Here is a 19,576-nt window from a genome sequence, read left to right on the forward strand (position 1 = left end):
GGCTTTTACGGAACTACCGGCCTAGCCGGTAGTTTTCAGTTATACAAAAAAGCCCCGCAGTTCCAAACTGCGAGGCTTTTTCTGTTTAAATCGTCCCGACGTACTAACCGACTAACGCCGTCTTCACCTGCTGAATGAAAGCCATTTCTTCCGGAGAAACGTTAGTTTCATTATTGTCTTCCTTGGAGGCGCCAGCCACGCGAAGCATAGCTTCCAGAACCTTGCCCTTGAATTCAGCAGATTCACCCTTCAAGGCATTCACGCAAGCCGTGGTGCGTTCCTTGGCATTGATGTAGCAGCCATAGGTACTGTTAAATTCATCCCAGCTTACATCCGGGGTCAATTCGTCGTGAATCTTGTCCAGTTCATCGCTTTCAGCTTCTGTTGCAGAAGAAGAACCAGGCAGCAACTTTTCCGTTTCAGTTTCGTGGAAAAGACAAGCCACCTGCCAGGAAAGGACCAAAAGAGCAAGATTCGGATTCATTTACACCTCGTATTGTTTTTCTTAAAGATATATAAAATCTTGAAAATTATGAGAATGCAAATCCATAGAATTTGACGATAAATCAAGAAAAGCCCCGTTCATCTATCATCATTTTCAATTTTTAACCCCACGATCCACCATTCTCGTAATTCATACTTCATAATTCACAATTTTTACTATATTCCAGCACATGGCATACGTAGCAATGGCCCGAAAGTGGCGTCCCCAGTCTTTCTCTGACATGGTTGGTCAGGAACATATCGCACAAACCCTTCAGAACGCAATTGAAGGGGGACGCTTGCACCATGCATTCCTGTTTACCGGAACCCGCGGTGTAGGTAAGACCACCAGTGCCCGTATCCTCGCCCGTACTTTGAACTGCACCGGCGGCGACCCCCTCCACCCCTGTGGCGAATGCCCCAGCTGTAAGGATTTTGCCGGCGGCAATCCCATGGACATTTTCGAAATCGATGCTGCTTCCAACACTGGCGTGGACAACATCCGTGACGTGATTGAACGTGTGCAGTACCCGCCCGTTATCGGCAAGTACAAGATTTTCATTATCGACGAAGTCCACATGCTCTCTACCGGCGCCTTCAACGCATTGTTGAAGACTCTCGAAGAACCGCCTGAACATGTGATTTTTATCTTCGCAACCACAGAAGTCAACAAGGTGCCGCAGACTATCCTTAGCCGCGTGCAGCGTTTCGACTTCAAGCGCCTATCCGTTGAACAGGTCCGCAGCCGCCTCCGCTTCATTTGCGAACAGGAAGGCATCAATGCCTCCGACGAAACCTTGGACGTCTTTGCCGAAAAGGCAGACGGTTCCATGCGTGACGGCCTCACCTACTTCGACCAGGCTTATGCATTTACCGGCAGCGAAATGACCGCCGATGCCGTACGTAGCGTCCTGGGCATTCCTCCCGTAGAACTTTTCTTCACGTTGATCAACGCCATCGAAGCACATGACCTTAAGGCCTGCTTCAAGATGGTGGACGATGCTTGCAAGCGCGGCATCGAATTCACTCCGCTTCTGGATGGTTTCGGCAAATTCCTCCGCAACTTGCTCTACACCCGCCTGGACGCCTTCACCCCCGACGTGCTCAACGTTTCCGAAGAACTTTACACCAAGTACAAGAGCTCTGTACCGGGCCTCAAGAACGGCGACCTTCTTCGCATCAGCAAGATGCTCATCGACCTTCAGGCAGCACTCCGCTACAGCACCAATCCCCGTCTCCTGGTGGAAACGACCTTCGCCCGCATGGCTTGGCTGGACCACCTCACAGACCTGCGACGTGCGTTAGCTGCCATTAACGACCCCACGAAAGCCTCCGGTTCCGCTGACCAAGAGGCGTTAAAAAAAAAAGTAACTGAAGTCAGCACCATGTTGGACGCCCAGGAAGAAGCCAAGGCGCTCCGGCAGAAGAATGAAAATCCCTTTGCAGCCATGCAGCAGGGTATTGCTGGTGGTTATAGCGCAAGCAACTTCGACGACCGCAATTCAGACGCCTTCGGCGACTCTGGTTTCGGCGACTACGGAAGCGGTTCCAGCGGTTACAACGGCCCTGTCTACACCCGTTACGAAATTGCGGCCGCCTGGAACTCCATCAAGGCCCGCATTGCCGACGACTACGACTTCAATTTCTCCGTGACATTGAACGAAACTGTTCTGGAAACCGGAAACCAGCAAATCACCCCCTTCCCTGTCAGGCTGACCTTCGTTAGCGACAGAGCTGGAAACGACAACTGGGGCGTCCGTCAGATGGAGGAACACCCGGAATATATCGAAAGGGTAAAGCAGATCCTGGAAGAAAGGCTCCAGACTCCCGTAGACCTTTCCATCGGAACCCGCGCCTACACCGAAAGCGAACTCCACCAGAAGCGTCAGGCACAAATGTCTCCCTTCGAGCTGGACAAGCAAAACGACTCCGGCCTCGCCCGACTCATCGATGTCTTCAACGCGGAACTGATCTACTCCGCCAAGGTGAAAAAACAGGTCATCGAGCAGCAGCCCGACGAGCAGATGCAGGACCAGGAAGACTAAGGCACAGCTTTTCGCGCACCAGCCCGACTTCGCGCCACTCCCAGCCCGCAACCAAGATTCAAATTTTATAAGTTTAAACAGAAAAAACAAAATAGAGGATTATTCTTATGGATATGAGCAAAATGTTGAGAGACCTTCAGAAGATGCAGAGCAAGATGATGAAGGCTCAGAACGACCTTAAGGCAACCAGCTTCGAAGCAGAAGCCGGCGGTGGCATGGTCAAGGTCGCCATGAACGGTAAGGGTGTGGTCACCATGATCAAGATCAACCCGGACGCCGTGGACAAGGACGACGTGGAAGCTCTGGAAGACCTGCTCATGGCCGCCATCAACGCTGCAGTCAAGAAGAAAGATGACGCCACCCAGTCCAGCATCTCCGACATTACCGGCGGCATGAAGATCCCCGGCATGATGTAATTTCAAGCGGTTCCGACGCGATTATAATTTACGCAAATTTTGCGTAAATCATCCCGTTCGCCTTGTCGGTTTTACACTTTTCGTAAGCCCTTTGGCCCAACTTTCAAAAGCCTCCTTTCAGGGGGCTTTTTTGCGTTTTTTCACGAAATATGACAAAAATCATATTCCTATGTCATTTCATCGGCTTATACGGCATTTCATCGGCAAAGTTGACCTTTCGCCCTTTTATCATTTATACAATTTTTTTACATTTGGGCCGTAAAAAATAATATAGGAGATATAATGTCTAGACAACTTACTATCTCGGCACCTCTAGCTTTTACAATGGCCCTGGGCATGGCCTGCCAGGCCTTCGCAGGTCAGATTTATACCCGCGAAGATGCAATCCGCATCGCCATGGAAAAGTCTTCAGACATCAAGGCTGCAGAAGAAGAATTGATTACCGCAAACTCCCAGGTGGAAGGCGGTTATGGCAACGCCTACCCCTCCGTGGACTTGAGCGCCACCGTCACCCGTGTTTTCGGCTTGAAGGATGTTGTACCAAGTACCCAAATGATCGATCAGTACAACACATTCTATCCCGATAGCACCGGCTGGATGGCGCTTCCCACCACCGGACAAGTCGTACCCACGAATTTTGACGGTGTAGCAGCGATGGGCATCGATGGACTTGTCACCGGCATGAAATCCCAGGCATACCGCTGGCAGTCCAACGTGAATCTTTCCGTGACCCAGATTCTCTATGCAGCCGGTAAGGTGGGCGTGGGTATCGACATTGCCAAGACTGCAAAGCGTTTGCAGGAAGTAAACTTGGACAATACCAAGGCAAAAGTTCGCTACGACGTAGAAAGTGCTTTTAACCAGCTGCTTTTCCTGGATTCCGCACTGGCTATCCAGCAGGCAACCATTGAACTGACCCAGACTAACCTGGACTTTGTGGAACAGTCCCTCAAGAGCGGCATGGCCACTGAACTGGACCTGATCCGCGTGCAGCTGGCTTTGGATGGTTACAAGTCCGACCTGGAAAAGACCAAGAAATCCCAGGTTCTCGCCCGTAACGCCCTTTTGAATTCCATGGGTCTTGGTTTTGACGCGGAAGCAACCTTTGTCGGTGAATTCCTGAACCCGGAAGAAGCAATCACCTACCCCGACACTTCCATGGCCAACGTGAAGAAGCGTCGCAAGGAATTGCTCATGCTGGAAGAAACCGAAACCATGCTGAACAAGAACATCGAAATCGAAGAAGGCGGCTACAAGCCCACCATCGTTCTCGGCGGTCAGATCGGCTATAAGAACCTGCAGAATGAATTCTACAAGTGGGACGCTCCCAGATGGAGCAAGCTCACCAAGGCAGCATTCCTTAACCTCAACATGAATCTTTTCAACGGTATGCAGACCAAGGAAAAGATTGTTCAGGCTAAATCCAAGCTCCGCAGCACCCAGGTTCAGAAGGACGCCGCAGAACGCGGTTTCCGTCTGCAGATCGAATCCTGCGCCAACAGCTTTGAAGACGCCGTCCAGCAGCTGGAAATCCAGAAGCGTCAGGTGGAACTTGCCACCAAGAACTACGACCTTACCGAAGCAGCTTTCAAGCTCGGCCGCGAAACCCAGCTGAACCTGCTCTCCGCAAACATGAGCCTCCGTGCAGCAAAGCTTAACTATATGCAGGCAGTTCTGAACTGGAACAACGCCCTCCTTGCACTGCGTCAGGCTACTGGTGAATATTAAGAGATAAGAGGAAGAAAATGAAAAACATCACGAAATCCTTTATTACTTTGGCCGCCCTCTCGCTCCTGTTCACAGGCTGCGACATGATGAAGAAACCGGGCGAACAGCAGGAAAAGAAAGCTTCCACTATTGAAGAAATCCAGGCTGAAAAGGGCAAGCCCGCACGCCTCGTGAAGGCAACCACCGCCAAGATGGCCGACATCCGTAAGTTCAGCGGCACCATCGAAGGCGCCCAGCAGAACTACGTCATTTCCAAGATGAGCGACCCTCTGGCAAAGATCAACGTCCAGGTGGGTAGCAACGTCCAGAAGGACCAGGTCCTTGCAGAATACGTTTTCACCGGCGATAACACCGCTTACCAGCAGGCCCAGGAACAGGTCGCCCTTCTGGAAAAGGTCACAGAACGTATGCGTGACCTTCATGCCAAGGGCGGCATTTCCCAGCAGGACATGGACTCCCAGGAAATGCAGTTGAAGATTGCGAAGATGGGCTTGGAAACAGCCCGCCGCGCAAGCAAGATCCTGGCTCCGTCTTCCGGCACCGTCATCAACATGAACTACCAGGTAGGCCAGGTTCCCGGCGTTGGCGGAGTCCTCTGCACCATCGCCAAGCTGGATAAGGTCATCCTCAAGCTGAACGTGACTACCCAGGACATCGGCCTCTTCAAGAAGGGTGCTACGGCAACCATTAACCTGAATGGTCAGAAGTTCGAAGGTAAGGTGACCCTCATCCCTCTGGCAGCACAGCCCCAGACCCGCTTCTTCCCTGTTGAAGTCACCTTCAACAACAAGAAACGCCAGCTCCTCCCGGGCATGTACCTCAATGCAGAAATCAACGCAGGCCAGGTCAACGGCCTCATCATCCCCAACGACGCAGTGGTTTACCGTAACGGTGTGAACTACATGTGGATCATGGATGAAGAAGGCAAGGCCAAGCGTAAGATCGTCAAGTTGGGCGTCATGACCGAAAAAGATGTCCAGGTTCTCGAAGGCATTAACGAAGGCGACATGGTTCTCGTAGAAGGCCAGTCCAGAATGAACGACGGCGACAAGATTCTCGTGTTGGAAGACTAATCCAGGGAGAGTTTCTGAATGATCAAGGCAAGTATTTATAAACCAATCACCATGCTCATGGTCATCTTGACCGTGGTGGTGTTCGGTATCTACACCTACCGTATGATGGTGGTGGACTTGATGCCGAAATTCGAAGTGCCTGTGGTGACCGCAGTGGTGGTCTATCCTGGTGCCAATCCGGAAGAAATCGAATCAACCATCGTAAAACCTTCCGAAGAACAGGTGGAACTTGTGGACGGTATCGACTACGTCCAGGGTCTCTGCATGGAAAACTACGGTATCATCATTGCCATGTTCCAGATGGGTACCAATGTTGATGTGGCAGCAAACGATGTCCGTGCAAAGATTGAACAGGCAGCATTCGACTTCCCCGATGCAGCCCAGGCTCCGGTGATTTCCAAGCTTGACATTAACGGTCAGGCCATGATGTCACTTTCCTTTACCGGCCCCACCAACTCCACCGAACTCCGCCAGATGGTGGAAGACAACATTGAACCGTTGCTCACCTCCGTGAAGGGCGTGGCTAGCGTGGATATCTTCGGTGGTACCACCCGCGAAATTTCCATTGAACTTGACAAGGAAATGCTGAAGAACCGTAACGTGGACATCGCCACCATGATGGGCTTGTACGGGGCTTCCAACATCAACAACCCGGTGGGCGACCTTCACGGTGCAAAGAAGAACACCACGGTCCGTACCGCAGGTAAGTTCAAGGCCCTAGATGAAATCCGTGATCTAGATATTCCGACATCTACCGGCGTCATTAAGCTTGGCGAAGTAGCAGATGTCAAGGACACCGTCAAGGAAATCAAGTCTGCCTCCCGTTTCAATGGCGAAAACTCCGTTTCTCTTGATATCAAGAAGCGTTCCGACGCAAACGTGGTGGACGTATCCAAGGGCGTGCTCCGCCGCATGGAACAAATCAACAAGACCCTGCCGGAAGGTTTCGAGCTCCACCTGGTGTATGACAAGTCCGAAGGTATTTCCGAATCCATCGATAACGTGATTCAGAATATCATTATCGCCATTGTCCTAACTTCCGTTCTTCTTCTTCTGTTCCTGGGTAAGATCTCCACGATGTTCATCGCTGCTCTTACCATGCCTATTTCCGTGATTGGTTCCTTCACCCTCATGTACTTCGCAGGATTCGGCATCAACATGATGAGTTTGATGGCTCTATCTTCCGCGGTGGGCTTGTTGGTGACCAACTCCATCGTGGTGCTTGAAAACATCAACCAGAAATTGATGGAAGGTTTGAACCCTAAGGAAGCGGCCCTCAAGGGTACATCGGAAATCATGATCGCCATCATGGCTTCCACCTTGACCAACGTTTGCGTGTTCGTGCCTATTGCCTTCATGAAGTCTATCGCAGGTGTCTTCTTCAAGACCTACGGCATGACCATGGTGTTCGCAACTCTCGTGTCGCTGTTGGTAACCTTCACCCTGACTCCGCTTATGGCGGCCTACCTGTTCAAGGGAAAGAAGTTCGACGAAAACGGCAACGTCATCGAAGAAAAGCACAACATCATCGTGCGTATATTCAGCGCCATCATGGGAATCTTCCCCAAGTGCATGAACGCAGTCCGTTTCGTATACCTCAAGACCTTGAGTTTTGCACTGTCCATTCCGGGTGTGTTTATTCAGGTTGGCGGTCTTATTGCCCTGGTCATGTTTGTGGCAACGCTTGCCATGAACTTCCTGAATGTGGAAATGATGCCTAAGCAGGACGGCGGTATGATTGACATTACCGTAGAAATGCCGGAAGGAACAAACATCCAGACCACAGACAGTATTTCCAAGGTGATTGAAAATCGCTTCAAGGATCTTAAGGAAATTGAACGATACAGCGTTACGGCCGGCGGTGAAAGTGGCTTTGCTTCCATCCGTCAAGCAAAGATGCGTATCAAGTTATTGAAGCGTGGTCAGGGTCGCGATCGTAGCACAGATGAAATCGTAGACTCCCTGCGCCCCTACCTGGCAAACATTCCCGACGCCTATGTTTCCATCAAGGCTTCCTCCACAACCCAGATGGGCGGTGGCCAGTCCGGTGACGTGGTGTTCGAAGTGAACGGCCTCCATGCCGACTCCGTGATCAAGGCAGCTGAATTGCTCAAGGCATCCGTCCTGGACAATATCGATGGCGTGGTCGAAGTCAAGTCCAGCTACGAAGCCGGTAAGCCGGAAATCCGCTTGGTTCCGAAGCGCCAGGCCCTGGCCGACTATGGTACTACCTTGCAGCAACAGGCAACCTACAACTACATCGCCGTTAGCGGTTACGAAGCAGGTACCTATTCTGAAAATGGTGAAGAATACGATGTGTATGTCCGCATGCAGGAAAAAGACCGCATGACCTACAACGACATTGCCGACCTTCCCATGCTGACCCCCAAGGGCTATGTAACCGCCCGCGACCTCTTCGATATCGAAACCGGTTCTGGTCCTACAAAGATTGAACGTAAGCGCAAACGCATGCGTATCGACATTTCCATGAACCTTCTTCCGGGACACACCACGGGCGAAATCCAGAAGAAGCTCACAGCCATGGCCGACGGCATGAAGGACCAGATCCCCGAAGGCGTGACCTACAGTTTCGGTGGCGATGCAGACATGATGAACGACATGGTGAACGAATTCATCGCAGCAATCATCATGGCAATCCTCATGACCTACATTCTGTTGGTTGCCCTCCTGGAAAGTTTCGCACAGCCCTTCATCATCATGACAACCATTCCTATGGGTGCTATCGGTGTGATTCTCTCCCTGGTACTTACCGGAAAGACTCTTTCCATGGTGTCCCTCATGGCAATCGTTATGCTTATCGGTGTGGTGGTGAACAACGCTATTCTATTGCTGGATGAAGCAAACCGACTGCTCCGTAGCGGAGCCATGGGACGTCGTTCGGCAATGCTTACTGCAGCAAAGGCAAAGTTCCAGCCAATTCTCTTGGCAACCTTGGCATCCATCGTGGCACAGCTCCCGTTGGCATTTGCAGTCGGTGGTGACGTGGCTGCATTGACCCAGCCCATGGGTATTGCTTGCGTAGGTGGCCTTGCCATTTCTGCAATCCTCACCATGTACTTGATCCCCACCTTCTTCTGGCTCCCCAATGCGATCACCAGCAAGGTGAAGAGAGGCGTCAAGAAGGGCTACAACAAGCTCAAGCGCAGCAAGAACGCCTAATCGGTAAGCCGCTACGGCGGCTCTGATTTCGACAAGTTTAGACAATAGAGTAAAAAGCCCGCACATCTGTGCGGGCTTTCTTTTTATGCCAAATGTTTTGATTTAAGAACTAGAAGCAGAAACCGATGTACAGGTTCACGTCATAGAACAAAACAGAACTAGTCGCAGCTTCCAAAGCGTCAGCAGCACCTTCATCACCACTGATGACAGGAATCTTGATGCCCATACCAGCATCCACGCCAAAGACAAAGGCACCGGAAACCATCTTCCAACCAGCCATACCAGCGACTTCAATCAAGTCTGCAGTAGCAGAATGATAATCATCAGACAAGCTTGCATGGTCATAAATTGCAAGAGCGTCGATATAGAAGCCACGATGTTCCGGCTTAAAGTACCAACGGGCACCAAGCTGGAGACCGAATTCAGAACCAGTGTACTCATCACCGTCATACTTAAGAGTCAAACCAGAAATATAAGGACGGGCAACAATGGACATCTTCTTTGCAAAGGGATATTCCACCGTTACATACAGGTTCGGGTTTCCAGTCAAAGGTCCGATAAGGGCCATTGCAGGATGAACGCCGATGTACAGAGTCTTATCATCAGAAGAATTTTCTTCTTCCTCATCAACAGCAGAAGATTTCATGGGTGCTGCGTCATTGTAGGAATCGTTGTCTTCTTCAGCAGCGGATTCCTCAACGGCAGGGGATTCTTCTGAGGGAGCTTCTTCTTCAGAAGAGTAAGAGTTATAACCATCGTCTTCCTGGGCAAAGGCAAAAGATGCCAGGCAGGCAGACAGGGCGAGAGATGTTAAGAATTTAGACACTTTGTCCTCCTTGTATTAAATGAATGGCACAAATTTAGACAAAACGTAAACAACAGAAAAAAAGTTTTGCATTTTGCAAACAATAGTTGACAATTTTTTCCCACACCATTTGTAGTTTACCTTCATGGCTAGAAATGAGAGAGAAAAGAACCACAACTTTATGATTCTGGAAGAGGGTGAAAACTTTTGCAAAGTTGCAGTCCTTGATGAAAACGACGAACTCCTATTGGAAAAGTTCCGATTCAACCTGAACAAGAAAATCATGCCCGTTCAAAAGACCGCAACAGAAATTCGGGAACTTCTTGCATCGCAAAAAAACAAGTTCGACAACAATGATCTGGACAAGATTCACCACTTCGAAAACTCTTGGGAGTCGGAGCCCATCATCAACCTTGTTGAAAACCTGCTTGAGGAAGCCCTGGACAAGGGCGCCACAGATATTCATCTTGAGCCCTCCAAAGCGGGGTTTCGAATCCGGTTCCGCCAGGACGGGCTTTTGCAGGATTTCAAGGTTCTCCCCTCCTGGATTTGCGACCCGGTCCTAATCCGTTTGAAAATTCTTGCAGAAGTCGATATTACAGACAAACGAATTCCTCATGACGGTAGCTTTACTTACGATGGTTTTAGGCACAAGGCCAACATAAGATTGAGCACCATCCCCATTCAAAGCGAAGGCAACGCCTTTGAAAAATGCGTGCTGAGATTGCTTCCCCTAACCGTTACTCAAAGCAGCGACACGCCCTCGGGTTTGTCGAAGCTGTCCTTATCCCATCCCGAGGAATTATTTCTAAGAACCGTTTTCAACAGCCCCCAAGGATTGTTTCTCGTAACAGGTCCCACAGGTTCCGGAAAGACAACCACGCTCCACGCCGGCCTTCAGGAAATTGCAAGAAAGCACATCAACATCACCACCATCGAAGATCCTGTAGAATACGTTTTAGACGGTGTAAACCAGGTTCAGGTCAACGAAAAATGCGGGTTCACTTTTGCAGAAGCCCTCCGTAGCATTTTGCGTCAGGATCCCGACGTTATTTTCGTGGGAGAAATTCGTGATGAGGAAACTGCGCAAATCGCCATTCGCGCCGCGCAGACGGGGCACCTGGTCCTTTCCACGCTGCACACCAATAGCGCCCAGGCCGCGTTCACCAGGCTTCAGGATCTTGGAATTGGTACAAACGCCATCAAGGATTCCCTTCTGGGTATTATGGCACAGCGCCTTGTCCGAAAAAAAGTCGGCCCCACTTACAAAGGGCGAAGGGCCGTCACAGAAATTCTCCGGACGGACGGAACCTTCGTCAACGGAAATCTTCAGGATTCAGCCAACAGGCTTCTGGCCAGGGGCATCACGGACAAGGAGGAACTGACCCGCGTTCTTGGCCAAAACTGGGCGGTTTCGCCATAAGAAGAAAATTTTTTATGCTATATTAGGAACGATGAAAATTTCTGATAGGTCTCTAGGCTACATCTCCCTATTCGCGCTGTTGCTGATTTTTGCAATAGTGTCCTTTGGCATGTGGCACGCCCATCATGAAGAAGCCAAGTGCATCTATGTGGAATTTGACGAACTGGGCACATTGCAGCCCGAAGATGACGTGGTTGTCCGTGGCTATTCCGTAGGTTCCGTAGGCAAGATCACTTGGCTTGGCGACCGCGCCCGCGTCCAGATCAAGTTTACCGAGCCCATCATTATCCGCGAGGGAACCCAGTTCCACGACGTGAACTACGCCTTGATGGGCCAGCGTCGCCTGGAAATCATTCCCTCCAAGAAGGGCAAGGTCCTTCCCGACGACTATATCCATACGGGCTACTTTGAACCGGGTATCGCCGAGGCTTTGCGCCTTATCGAAGGCTTAAACGACCAGCTGCTTTTGGTCCGCAACATGGTCCACACCCTTACCGAAGGGGACTCCACCCACGCTTCCATCCAGCAGTTCTTTGAAGAAATCCTGCAGACCGTGGAAGGCACCCTCCAGAGCACCGAGAAAATGGTTGGCAACATGCAGCCCACCATCAACAAGATTTTTGCCAAGGTAGACACCACCGGCAAGGCCCTCATGGACATCACCAAGCAAACCGATGCAGCCGTGGAGACTGCCGTTGGCGAAGTCAACCAGAAGATGGCCTTGGCACAGGACGCCCTCAAGAAGATTTCCGAAAGCGTTATCAAGGCTAACGAAGCCATTGAACATATCGACGGTAACCAGCACATCGACCAGTTCCTGAACACCAGGGACGCCGTGGACAAGCTCTCCGAATTTGTTGTGAAGATCAACGACCTTGTTCATGCCATCAACACCAAGGGTCTTACCATCTACGACGACAAGGGTAATCCGGTGAAGTTGATTCCGTGGAAGAACATGAATATCATCGGAAAGACCGCTCGCGAAAAAGCCGCGGAAAGAGCAGAAAAGGGCGAAACACTCGAGTAAGCCATGGATCTTTCCAACCTCCCTAAAATGGGGCCGAAAAGTCTGGTAGCTTTACGCAATGCAGGCATCGTCTCCCTTTCCGACTTTCTCTACAACATTCCCAGAACTTATCTGGACCAGACCAAGGTCAGCCAAATCGGTAACCTTCACGTAGGTGACCGAGTTGTCCTTATTGGAAAGATTTCTAGGGCAGGAATTATCCGCGGCAGGACCAGCCGTTTTGTGGCGACACTGACCGACGGCACCGGCGAAATTTCCCTGACGTTCTTCAAGGGAGCTCAGTACCATAGCAGGCGTGTACAGCCGGGAACCAGCTGGCTTGTTTCCGGCGTGGTTGGCGAGTACCGCGGTTTCCAGATGACTCATCCGGACATGCAGCCCTTCGATGAGGAGGACAAGTTCAGCGGTCAGATTCTGCCCGTCTATCCTATGACGGAAGCCATGACCAAGAGTCGTATAACGCAGAAGTCCCTGCGTAATTGGTACCGCGTGGTTTTCAACTTCCCCGCCTTGAGCATTGGCAATGTTTGCCCCAAGGCGCTCACGGACTACCTGCATTTTTCGCCCGTACTGAAGAACTTGCAGGCACTGCACCTGCCGAAGAATTTTGACGACATCCGTAAGGCAAAGTTCCAGCTGAAAGTTCTGGAACTTCTTCCCTTCTGCCTCCGCATGATTCACCGCAGAAAGAACCAGATGTTGCGCGGCCACGAGCGCCAGGTAGACCTTGGCCAGGTGATGAACGCCAAGGCCCGACTTCCCTTCGCGCTGACAGCCGGACAGGAAGCGGCGTTAAACCAAATCGTAGACGGGCTCAATGGCAAGAAACAGTTCCATGCTTTGCTGCAGGGTGACGTAGGTTGCGGTAAGACCGTTGTTGCCATGCTATCCATGCTTGCAGTTTGTGGAGCGGGCGAACAATGCGCCCTGATGGTACCCACCGACATTTTGGCAAGGCAGCACTACAAACAGATGATGCCCTTCTTTGAAGCAGCCGGAATGCGTGTGCAGCTCTTGGTAGGTGCCACCTCCGCTGCCGAACGCCGCCAGATTCTCGGAGAACTCCAGATGGGCCTTTGCCAGGCTGTCATCGGGACCCATGCCCTATTCTCCAAGGATGTTGAATTTGCAAAACTGGGATTCGTCATCATCGATGAACAGCACCGCTTTGGCGTAAATCAACGCGAAGCATTGCTAGCCAAGGGCGAGTATCCCGACATGCTGGTGATGAGTGCAACGCCTATTCCCCGAAGCCTGGCCATGACTTTGTACGGCGACCTGAAGGTTATTTCCATCAAGGAAAAACCTGCGGGCCGCAAGCCCATCAAGACCCGCGTCGTTCCGCCGGAAAAGCGAAACGACATGAAGAAGTTTATTTGCAACGAGGCAAAGAACGGAAATCTCTGCTACTGGATCGTCAGCCGCGTCAACGCCGACGACACCGACAGTTTCGACCCTTCGGAAAATACAGAAGCAGGCTCCCGCGCTCCCGCCAAGAGCGTAGACGATGTAGTCAACGAATTACGATCCTTCGACCCCACCGTTGTAGTTGAGGGAATCCATGGCCAAATGGACGAATCCACCCGCGACGAAATCCTCAAGCGTTTCGCCAACGGTCAAGTCCATATTCTTGTGGCAACCACCGTCATCGAAGTAGGCGTCAACGTTCCTCAGGCCAACGTCATGGCCATCGATTCCCCGGACCGTTTCGGATTGGCCCAGCTCCATCAGTTACGAGGCCGCGTAGGCCGCGGAGATGTCCAGGCCTGGTGTTTCCTCATGCTGCCTCAGGGCGACGCGGCCGCCACCTCGGAAGAACGCCTCACCCAGTTCTCCCATACCGACGACGGTTTCGAAATCGCCGAACTGGATTTGCAGACCCGAGGCGCCGGCAACCTGGAAGGCAATGAGCAAAGCGGCAGCTGGGTGTTCCGTTGGTTCGACTGGATTCACGACCAGGAACTCATTGCAGAAACTTTGCAGATGGCGGAAAACATTCTAAATGACAAGAGCGCCTTCGATGAAGACGCTCGCGAAAAAATCCAGCTCTGGTATAACGAAAAGCCCTCCGCCAACGAAGACGGCGTTCACTAGGCCCCGCGACGTTCAGCCCGCGCAGACCCCGCCCGCGACACACCCTTAAAGCAGATTTGTAAAAGTGCCCACCACAAAGGCACACAGCACCAAGTTCAAGAAAAAGAAGGTGCGACGGATAATAATAAAGAACAACGGCAGCCACTGCAGCATATTGTCCACAGGGGCAATCAATTCCTTGACGCCCAGGAACACGCTGATCATGCCGGTCACCACCATCATCAAGGTGCCGACAAAGTAACCTTCGTTCCACACATAAATCGTTGAACCGAGGCCCATAAGCACCGCCAATGTGCCAATGATAATTTCCACACGAAGGATAATGTTCTTTATCTTATTCTTTTCCATTATTTCACAATTTAAAAAATATGAGAAGCACGCCCCCTGCAACATACGCGAAGACCCCAGCCTTTATTGGCCGGGGTCTCCATAATCGGGCAGTTATAAGCCGGGTTTTGTACTTGTGCCATACGTCCTATGGGCTGTGCACTAAGCGATGACCATCTCTCTGGACGAACTGTTACCAGCCGCCTCAAGCGACCTACCCGGATATCCAGCTAGCACGAGCCGCGCCAGGCCGGGGTTGCCCCCAGCGGATTCCTGCTTGGTCTTGCACCGGATAAGGTTTACATTGCCACCCCTGTCACCAGGAATGCGGTGAGCTCTTACCTCGCCATTTCACCCTTACCGACCGAGAGCAACCTTGCGGCGCCCCGAGTCCGATCGGCGGTATAATTTCTGTTGCACTTTCTGTCGCGTTTCCGCGCCTGGACGTTATCCAGTATCCTGCTCTGTGGTGCCCGGACTTTCCTCCAGCTTGCGCCGGCGGCCATCCGCTGCCCGACTCAAATATAGAAACCTTTCCCATTTTTGCGCACCCCCTCTTTTCTATATTTAAGGATAGTTAGGAGTAGTTATACATGAAGAAGTTTATTACAGCCCTTTTGGGGGTGTTTCTTGCGAACGTTTTTGCAGAAACAGATTCCATTCCGCCCAATCCAGGCTCCTTCAAGATTGATTCCATCCAGTACGAAATCGGCGACGCCTTTGACGACGCCAAGTACCACACCAAGTACGACAAATGGGCCTACGACCTGTTGAACGTTGTCCACATCAAGACCAGACAATCCACCATCCAGAAATTTCTGATCTTTAACCAGGGCGACACGGTCAATCCCATCATCATTCAAGATGCCGAACTGCTCCTCCGCAAACAAAACATCCTCTCCGACGCAAGTATCACCATAGAAAATACCGACGGCAAGAACACCGCCCACGTCAAGACCAGCGACAACTGGACACTGGCATTTCCCGCAGGTCCTGGTTTTGGCGGAGACGAATGGACCTACGAAAACTTCAACTGGAATTTCGGCATTCTCGAAAGCAACTTCCTTGGTCTAGGGCAACAGCTCGGCCTCACCTATATCCACGGATACCTTCGAAACACATGGGATATCTATTATAGCGCTCCCCATTTTCTGTTCAGGCACCACCGCCTAGAAGCGAACTACAAAATCAATACCGACGGTTACATGGCGTCCTGGAGTTTGAAAGTTCCCTTCTTAAGTCGTTCACAGAATCAGTGGGCCTACACATTGGAAGGCTACAGGAGTAAAAGCGAACTTCCCTTACACAGCAGTGGAATCTTTCCCGAGGACGTCCTCCCTCACGAAACATTATTGCCCTTGGATTCCCTTCCAAAATACAATGGCCCTAAGTCCTTTCCCGTGGCAAAAGTCCAGGGCTTTGCAAATGACTCCCTCAGTTTCCGTTTAAGTAGATCCTTTGGCGGCACCTACAGAAAACTTTACGTCGCAGCGACATACGATTACCGCTATCTTAGTGGAGACAATGCAACCATTGCCCAAACTGTTTTCCACGACGGCAAAGACACCTACGTTATGGACACAACTTCCATCAGGGAAAACTGGATTCCCGAAAGGTTGGATTCCCGCCTGGGCCTATACCTGCAATTGTCCAATCTTTATTACATCAAGGAAAAGAATCTCCACCACCTGAAATGGACCGAAGATGTGGAAAAAGGATATTTGCTCAAAGCTCAAGTCTCCAAGAATTACGAACTGTTGGGCTCTGACAACAATGACTTTAGAATTGACTTATGGGCAAATCTTTACCTGGGTAGCGGCACCCATCACTTAACGTTGAATTCCGCAAGTAGCTTCTATCTGGATCACGGAGAAAAGAGAGACTTTTTTGGCCATGTGTTTGGCGAATACATTTTCCATCCGTCCACAAAATTTTCCACAGCCTTGAAAGGCCAAGTTGATTTCTATGAAAACGCAAAACGTGGATTCCAGTTGCTCCTGGACGAAGACTTCGGTTTTATCGGCAAGTCCGGTTTCATGGCAGGTCAGGCCAGAGTTTTCGGAACCGTAGAACAGCGCTATTTCCCCAATATCGAAATTGCGACATTCATGCCGGTTATTGCTGTTTTCGGATCCGTGGGTGAAACCGCCTGGGACATCAAGGACATTAACCGAAAGGACCTCATCTATACTTTAGGCGTAGGCTTCCGTTTTGGCCAGACAAAATCCATCAGCCGCCTCATCAACAACGTCGATATAAACATTCCGTTGAATGGTCCTACCAAGGGAAAACCTTATTACAGGCTTACCGTATCACGAAGTCTTTAATTTATAACTCCAGACTCTTTTTGTATATTTGCAAAAATTAGGTGGAGTTATTTATGAATAAATTATGTTTGACCCTATTTGCCTTGCTTTCGACAAGTGTTTTTGCCGAAACCGACACTATACCGGCTAACCCCGGGTCATTCAAGATTGACTCCATCCAGTACGAAATTGGCGACGTCTTCGACGATTCCAAGTACCACACCAAGTACGACAAGTGGGCCTACGACATCCTGAACGTAATCCACATTGAGACCAAGGAATCCACCGTCCGCAAGCTTCTTCTTTTCAACCAGGGCGATGTCGTTGACGATCTCAAGATCCAGGAAGCCGAACGCTTCCTCCGCACCCAGAATTTCCTTTCTGACGCAAGCATTACCATTGAAAATTCCGACGGTAAAAACGTCGCCAAGGTCAAGACCAGCGATAACTGGACTCTCGCCATTCCCGTAGGAATCGGCTTCGGCGGAAAAGACTGGATCTACAAGAACTTGAACTGGAGCATCGGCGTCCAGGAAAGTAACTTCCTGGGTTTTGGCCAGAAGTTGGGATTCTACTTCAAGCATGACTATTTCCGCGACATGTGGATGGTGGACTACAGGGCACCCCACTTCTTGTTCCGCTACAATCAGCTGGACATGAGCTACAGCTACAACACCGATGGCTATGCCGCCGCATGGCAGATGAAGGTTCCGTTCCTGAGCCGCACCCAGAACCAGTGGGCCTACACCTTGGAAGGCCTCAAGAACAAGCGCTCCATCTACATGTTCGGCAGCGGCGATCTTCCCAAGGGCGCAGAACTTTATAGCGGATCCAACACCACGCCCATCGATTCCCTTCCCAAGTATAACGGTTCCGAAACCGTCACCCTCATGAAGGTCAAGGGCTTTATCGAGGACTCCCTCTCCCTCCGCTTCAGCAGGTCCTTCGGCGGCACCCAGCGTAAGCTCTATGTTGGCGCAAGCTATGACTACCACCGCATGGAAGGCGATGCCGACAGCCTCGTCCGTTACATTTTCCACGACGGCACCGACAGATACGCTATCGATTCTGCAACCGCCTGGAACGAATGGGTTCCTGAGCAGTTGGACTCCCGCCTGGGATTCTACCTGCAGTACACCAACCTGCGTTATGTCAAGGAAAGGAACCTCCACAACGTGAAGTGGACCGAGGACGTGGAAAAGGGTTACACCCTCAAGGCCAAGGTTTCAAAGAACTTCGAGCAAATTGGTTCCGACAACAACGACATCCGTTTGGACCTTTTGGCAAATCTTGCACTGGGTAGCGGCATGCACCACCTGGTCCTGAGATCAGACAGCAGATTCTACCTGGACCACGGCGAAATGCGAGACTTCTACGGTCGCCTGTACGGTGAATACATTTTCCACCCCAGCACCAGTCTGTCCACTGTTTTGAAGGGACAGGTTGACTTCTATGACGAAGCAAAACTGGGTTACCAGCTTTCCTTGGGTGGCAGCGACGGCTTCGCAGGTTTCGACCCTGGTTTCTATACTGGCCAGGCCCGAGTCTACGGCATTCTTGAACAGCGCTACTTCCCCAACATTGAAGTCGCCACATTGATGCCGGTACTTGCCGTATTTGGCAGCGTAGGCGAAACCGCCTGGGATATCAAGGATATCAACCGCAAGGACCTTATCTACGTTGCAGGCTTTGGCATACGCTTTGCCCAGACAAAGTCCATTAGCCGACTGGTCAACAAGATCGATGTCAGCATTCCGCTGAACGGCGTTCGTAAGGCAGAACCCCACTACTCCGCCACAACAACCCTTAGCCTCTAATTTTCTCGCACAACGTGAGAATTATCAAACAAACGAGCTTTTTTTTCATTTTTTGACAAAAAAGCCCACAAGACGGCAATTTTTTTCGTATTTTACACTCGTAATGATAGGAGTTTTACACCCAATGCGTTTTGCTACAAAGTTGTTGAGTATTGTTGCTTTTGCTGCAGGAATGTCTTTTGCCCAGCTGGCCCCGGAACCGCAGATGGCCGACGTTCAGTTGATGCAGGATGCTTCCACAAACCAGCCCATGAAGATGGATTTTTCCAAGCCTCTCACCGGCATTAGCGACCCGGGTATCTTGTTCAGCCATTTCGGCAAGCGCCCGTTGATGATTTACTATTTCAGCCCCAAGTGCCCCCACTGCCAGCGTCATATCAGCGGCATCCAGGACATGATGAAGATGTATGAACCTGCCGGTCTCGCAGGCATCGCCATCGGCCTTGGCGGCGGCATCAAGAAGAACGACATCCGTCTCTTCATTGATCAGTTCCACGTTTCTATTCCCGTATTCCAGGACTCCGAAACCAAGTTCGGCACAGCCTACGGTACCGGTTACATTCCGGTTGTCTACCTGGTTAACGCCGACGGAACCTTCTACCGCTACGAAACCTTGAACGATGCAAACTTGAACCACCTCAAGGCAACATTGGACAAGATGTTCCCGAAGAAGTAAGAAGATCGAATTTGAGAGAGAAAGGCATTCCCCGAGGGGAGTGCTTTTTTTCCCTCATAAAATGAAAGAAAGGAACCGCCTTCGGCGATTCCTTTCTTTCATACTCGAGGCGGGATTCGAACCCACGACCCTCTGCTTAGAAGGCAGATGCTCTATCCAACTGAGCTACTCGAGCA

General features: G+C 50.9%; 14 protein-coding genes, 1 tRNA gene and 1 other RNA gene. 11 read left to right on the forward strand and 5 right to left on the reverse strand.

What is annotated here, in order from left to right; all coding sequences use genetic code 11:
• Nucleotides 1-103 precede the first annotated feature (103 nt).
• A complete protein-coding gene (locus MJZ25_15050) occupies nucleotides 104-484 on the reverse strand; it encodes a hypothetical protein (GenBank protein MCQ2125492.1) in 381 nt (126 codons plus the stop codon).
• Between the two features lie 190 nt (nucleotides 485-674).
• On the opposite strand from MJZ25_15050, the gene dnaX reads away from it, so the two are divergent.
• The 5 genes from dnaX (at nucleotide 675) to MJZ25_15075 (ending at nucleotide 8,925) form a co-directional block, all read left to right on the forward strand.
• Nucleotides 675-2,528 (forward strand): DNA polymerase III subunit gamma/tau, encoded by a 1,854-nt coding sequence (gene dnaX, locus MJZ25_15055; GenBank protein MCQ2125493.1) that lies wholly within the window; start codon nucleotides 675-677, stop codon nucleotides 2,526-2,528.
• Between the two features lie 113 nt (nucleotides 2,529-2,641).
• Complete coding sequence (locus MJZ25_15060) at nucleotides 2,642-2,944, forward strand: YbaB/EbfC family nucleoid-associated protein (protein ID MCQ2125494.1); 303 nt, start codon at nucleotides 2,642-2,644, stop codon at nucleotides 2,942-2,944.
• A 282-nt stretch (nucleotides 2,945-3,226) separates the two neighbouring features.
• Nucleotides 3,227-4,672: a TolC family protein gene (locus MJZ25_15065; GenBank protein MCQ2125495.1), complete on the forward strand. Its 1,446-nt coding sequence runs from the start codon at nucleotides 3,227-3,229 to the stop codon at nucleotides 4,670-4,672.
• A 17-nt stretch (nucleotides 4,673-4,689) separates the two neighbouring features.
• A complete protein-coding gene (locus MJZ25_15070; protein ID MCQ2125496.1) occupies nucleotides 4,690-5,745 on the forward strand; it encodes an efflux RND transporter periplasmic adaptor subunit in 1,056 nt (351 codons plus the stop codon).
• 18 nt (nucleotides 5,746-5,763) lie between these two features.
• Nucleotides 5,764-8,925: an efflux RND transporter permease subunit gene (locus MJZ25_15075; GenBank protein MCQ2125497.1), complete on the forward strand. Its 3,162-nt coding sequence runs from the start codon at nucleotides 5,764-5,766 to the stop codon at nucleotides 8,923-8,925.
• A 109-nt stretch (nucleotides 8,926-9,034) separates the two neighbouring features.
• On the opposite strand, the gene MJZ25_15080 is transcribed toward MJZ25_15075, so the two are convergent.
• Nucleotides 9,035-9,751, reverse strand: a complete 717-nt coding sequence (locus tag MJZ25_15080; GenBank protein MCQ2125498.1) for a hypothetical protein — start codon at nucleotides 9,749-9,751, stop codon at nucleotides 9,035-9,037.
• Between the two features lie 124 nt (nucleotides 9,752-9,875).
• Here MJZ25_15080 and MJZ25_15085 point away from each other — a divergent pair, with 124 nt between their 5' ends.
• Genes MJZ25_15085 through MJZ25_15095 form a run of 3 tightly spaced genes read left to right on the forward strand, consistent with a single transcriptional unit; the run spans nucleotide 9,876 to nucleotide 14,274 of the window.
• Nucleotides 9,876-11,153 carry a GspE/PulE family protein gene (locus MJZ25_15085; protein MCQ2125499.1) on the forward strand — a complete coding sequence of 426 codons (1,278 nt, stop codon included), beginning with the start codon at nucleotides 9,876-9,878 and terminating at the stop codon, nucleotides 11,151-11,153.
• Nucleotides 11,154-11,184: 31 nt separating this feature from the next.
• Nucleotides 11,185-12,180 carry an MlaD family protein gene (locus MJZ25_15090; protein MCQ2125500.1) on the forward strand — a complete coding sequence of 332 codons (996 nt, stop codon included), beginning with the start codon at nucleotides 11,185-11,187 and terminating at the stop codon, nucleotides 12,178-12,180.
• A gap of 3 nt (nucleotides 12,181-12,183) precedes the next feature.
• The gene (locus MJZ25_15095; protein MCQ2125501.1) at nucleotides 12,184-14,274 is read left to right on the forward strand and encodes an ATP-dependent DNA helicase RecG; all 2,091 of its coding nucleotides are present in this window, start codon (nucleotides 12,184-12,186) and stop codon (nucleotides 14,272-14,274) included.
• Nucleotides 14,275-14,319: 45 nt separating this feature from the next.
• Here MJZ25_15095 and MJZ25_15100 read toward each other — a convergent pair whose 3' ends face one another.
• Together MJZ25_15100 and rnpB are read right to left on the reverse strand one after the other, a co-directional pair.
• Nucleotides 14,320-14,622, reverse strand: a complete 303-nt coding sequence (locus tag MJZ25_15100) for a hypothetical protein (GenBank protein ID MCQ2125502.1) — start codon at nucleotides 14,620-14,622, stop codon at nucleotides 14,320-14,322.
• A gap of 80 nt (nucleotides 14,623-14,702) precedes the next feature.
• An RNA gene (gene rnpB, locus MJZ25_15105) (RNase P RNA component class A) lies at nucleotides 14,703-15,119 on the reverse strand.
• A 75-nt stretch (nucleotides 15,120-15,194) separates the two neighbouring features.
• On the opposite strand from rnpB, the gene MJZ25_15110 reads away from it, so the two are divergent.
• From MJZ25_15110 to MJZ25_15120, 3 genes are all read left to right on the forward strand, one after another.
• Nucleotides 15,195-16,928: a hypothetical protein gene (locus MJZ25_15110; protein MCQ2125503.1), complete on the forward strand. Its 1,734-nt coding sequence runs from the start codon at nucleotides 15,195-15,197 to the stop codon at nucleotides 16,926-16,928.
• A gap of 53 nt (nucleotides 16,929-16,981) precedes the next feature.
• On the forward strand, nucleotides 16,982-18,724 hold the full coding sequence (locus MJZ25_15115; GenBank protein MCQ2125504.1) for a hypothetical protein: 1,743 nt from the start codon (nucleotides 16,982-16,984) through the stop codon (nucleotides 18,722-18,724).
• A gap of 124 nt (nucleotides 18,725-18,848) precedes the next feature.
• Nucleotides 18,849-19,400, forward strand: coding sequence for a redoxin domain-containing protein (locus MJZ25_15120; protein MCQ2125505.1), 552 nt, complete (start codon nucleotides 18,849-18,851; stop codon nucleotides 19,398-19,400).
• Between the two features lie 101 nt (nucleotides 19,401-19,501).
• Here the strand turns inward: MJZ25_15120 and MJZ25_15125 are convergent.
• Nucleotides 19,502-19,575, reverse strand: a tRNA-Arg gene (locus MJZ25_15125).
• Nucleotide 19,576: the final 1 nt, after the last annotated feature.

The organism is Fibrobacter sp., assembly GCA_024399065.1.
Lineage (GTDB): Bacteria > Fibrobacterota > Fibrobacteria > Fibrobacterales > Fibrobacteraceae > Fibrobacter.

What these genes read in the sequence shown, in the direction of transcription:
- MJZ25_15090 (MCQ2125500.1), top strand. Translation starts at nt 11,185, where the DNA reads ATGAAAATTTCTGATAGGTCTCTAGGCTACATCTCCCTATTCGCGCTG.
- MJZ25_15050 (MCQ2125492.1), bottom strand. Translation starts at nt 484, where the DNA reads ATGAATCCGAATCTTGCTCTTTTGGTCCTTTCCTGGCAGGTGGCTTGT.
- MJZ25_15110 (MCQ2125503.1), top strand. Translation starts at nt 15,195, where the DNA reads ATGAAGAAGTTTATTACAGCCCTTTTGGGGGTGTTTCTTGCGAACGTT.
- MJZ25_15070 (MCQ2125496.1), top strand. Translation starts at nt 4,690, where the DNA reads ATGAAAAACATCACGAAATCCTTTATTACTTTGGCCGCCCTCTCGCTC.
- MJZ25_15065 (MCQ2125495.1), top strand. Translation starts at nt 3,227, where the DNA reads ATGTCTAGACAACTTACTATCTCGGCACCTCTAGCTTTTACAATGGCC.
- MJZ25_15115 (MCQ2125504.1), top strand. Translation starts at nt 16,982, where the DNA reads ATGAATAAATTATGTTTGACCCTATTTGCCTTGCTTTCGACAAGTGTT.
- MJZ25_15095 (MCQ2125501.1), top strand. Translation starts at nt 12,184, where the DNA reads ATGGATCTTTCCAACCTCCCTAAAATGGGGCCGAAAAGTCTGGTAGCT.
- MJZ25_15120 (MCQ2125505.1), top strand. Translation starts at nt 18,849, where the DNA reads ATGCGTTTTGCTACAAAGTTGTTGAGTATTGTTGCTTTTGCTGCAGGA.
- dnaX (MCQ2125493.1), top strand. Translation starts at nt 675, where the DNA reads ATGGCATACGTAGCAATGGCCCGAAAGTGGCGTCCCCAGTCTTTCTCT.
- MJZ25_15060 (MCQ2125494.1), top strand. Translation starts at nt 2,642, where the DNA reads ATGAGCAAAATGTTGAGAGACCTTCAGAAGATGCAGAGCAAGATGATG.
- MJZ25_15085 (MCQ2125499.1), top strand. Translation starts at nt 9,876, where the DNA reads ATGGCTAGAAATGAGAGAGAAAAGAACCACAACTTTATGATTCTGGAA.
- MJZ25_15100 (MCQ2125502.1), bottom strand. Translation starts at nt 14,622, where the DNA reads ATGGAAAAGAATAAGATAAAGAACATTATCCTTCGTGTGGAAATTATC.
- MJZ25_15075 (MCQ2125497.1), top strand. Translation starts at nt 5,764, where the DNA reads ATGATCAAGGCAAGTATTTATAAACCAATCACCATGCTCATGGTCATC.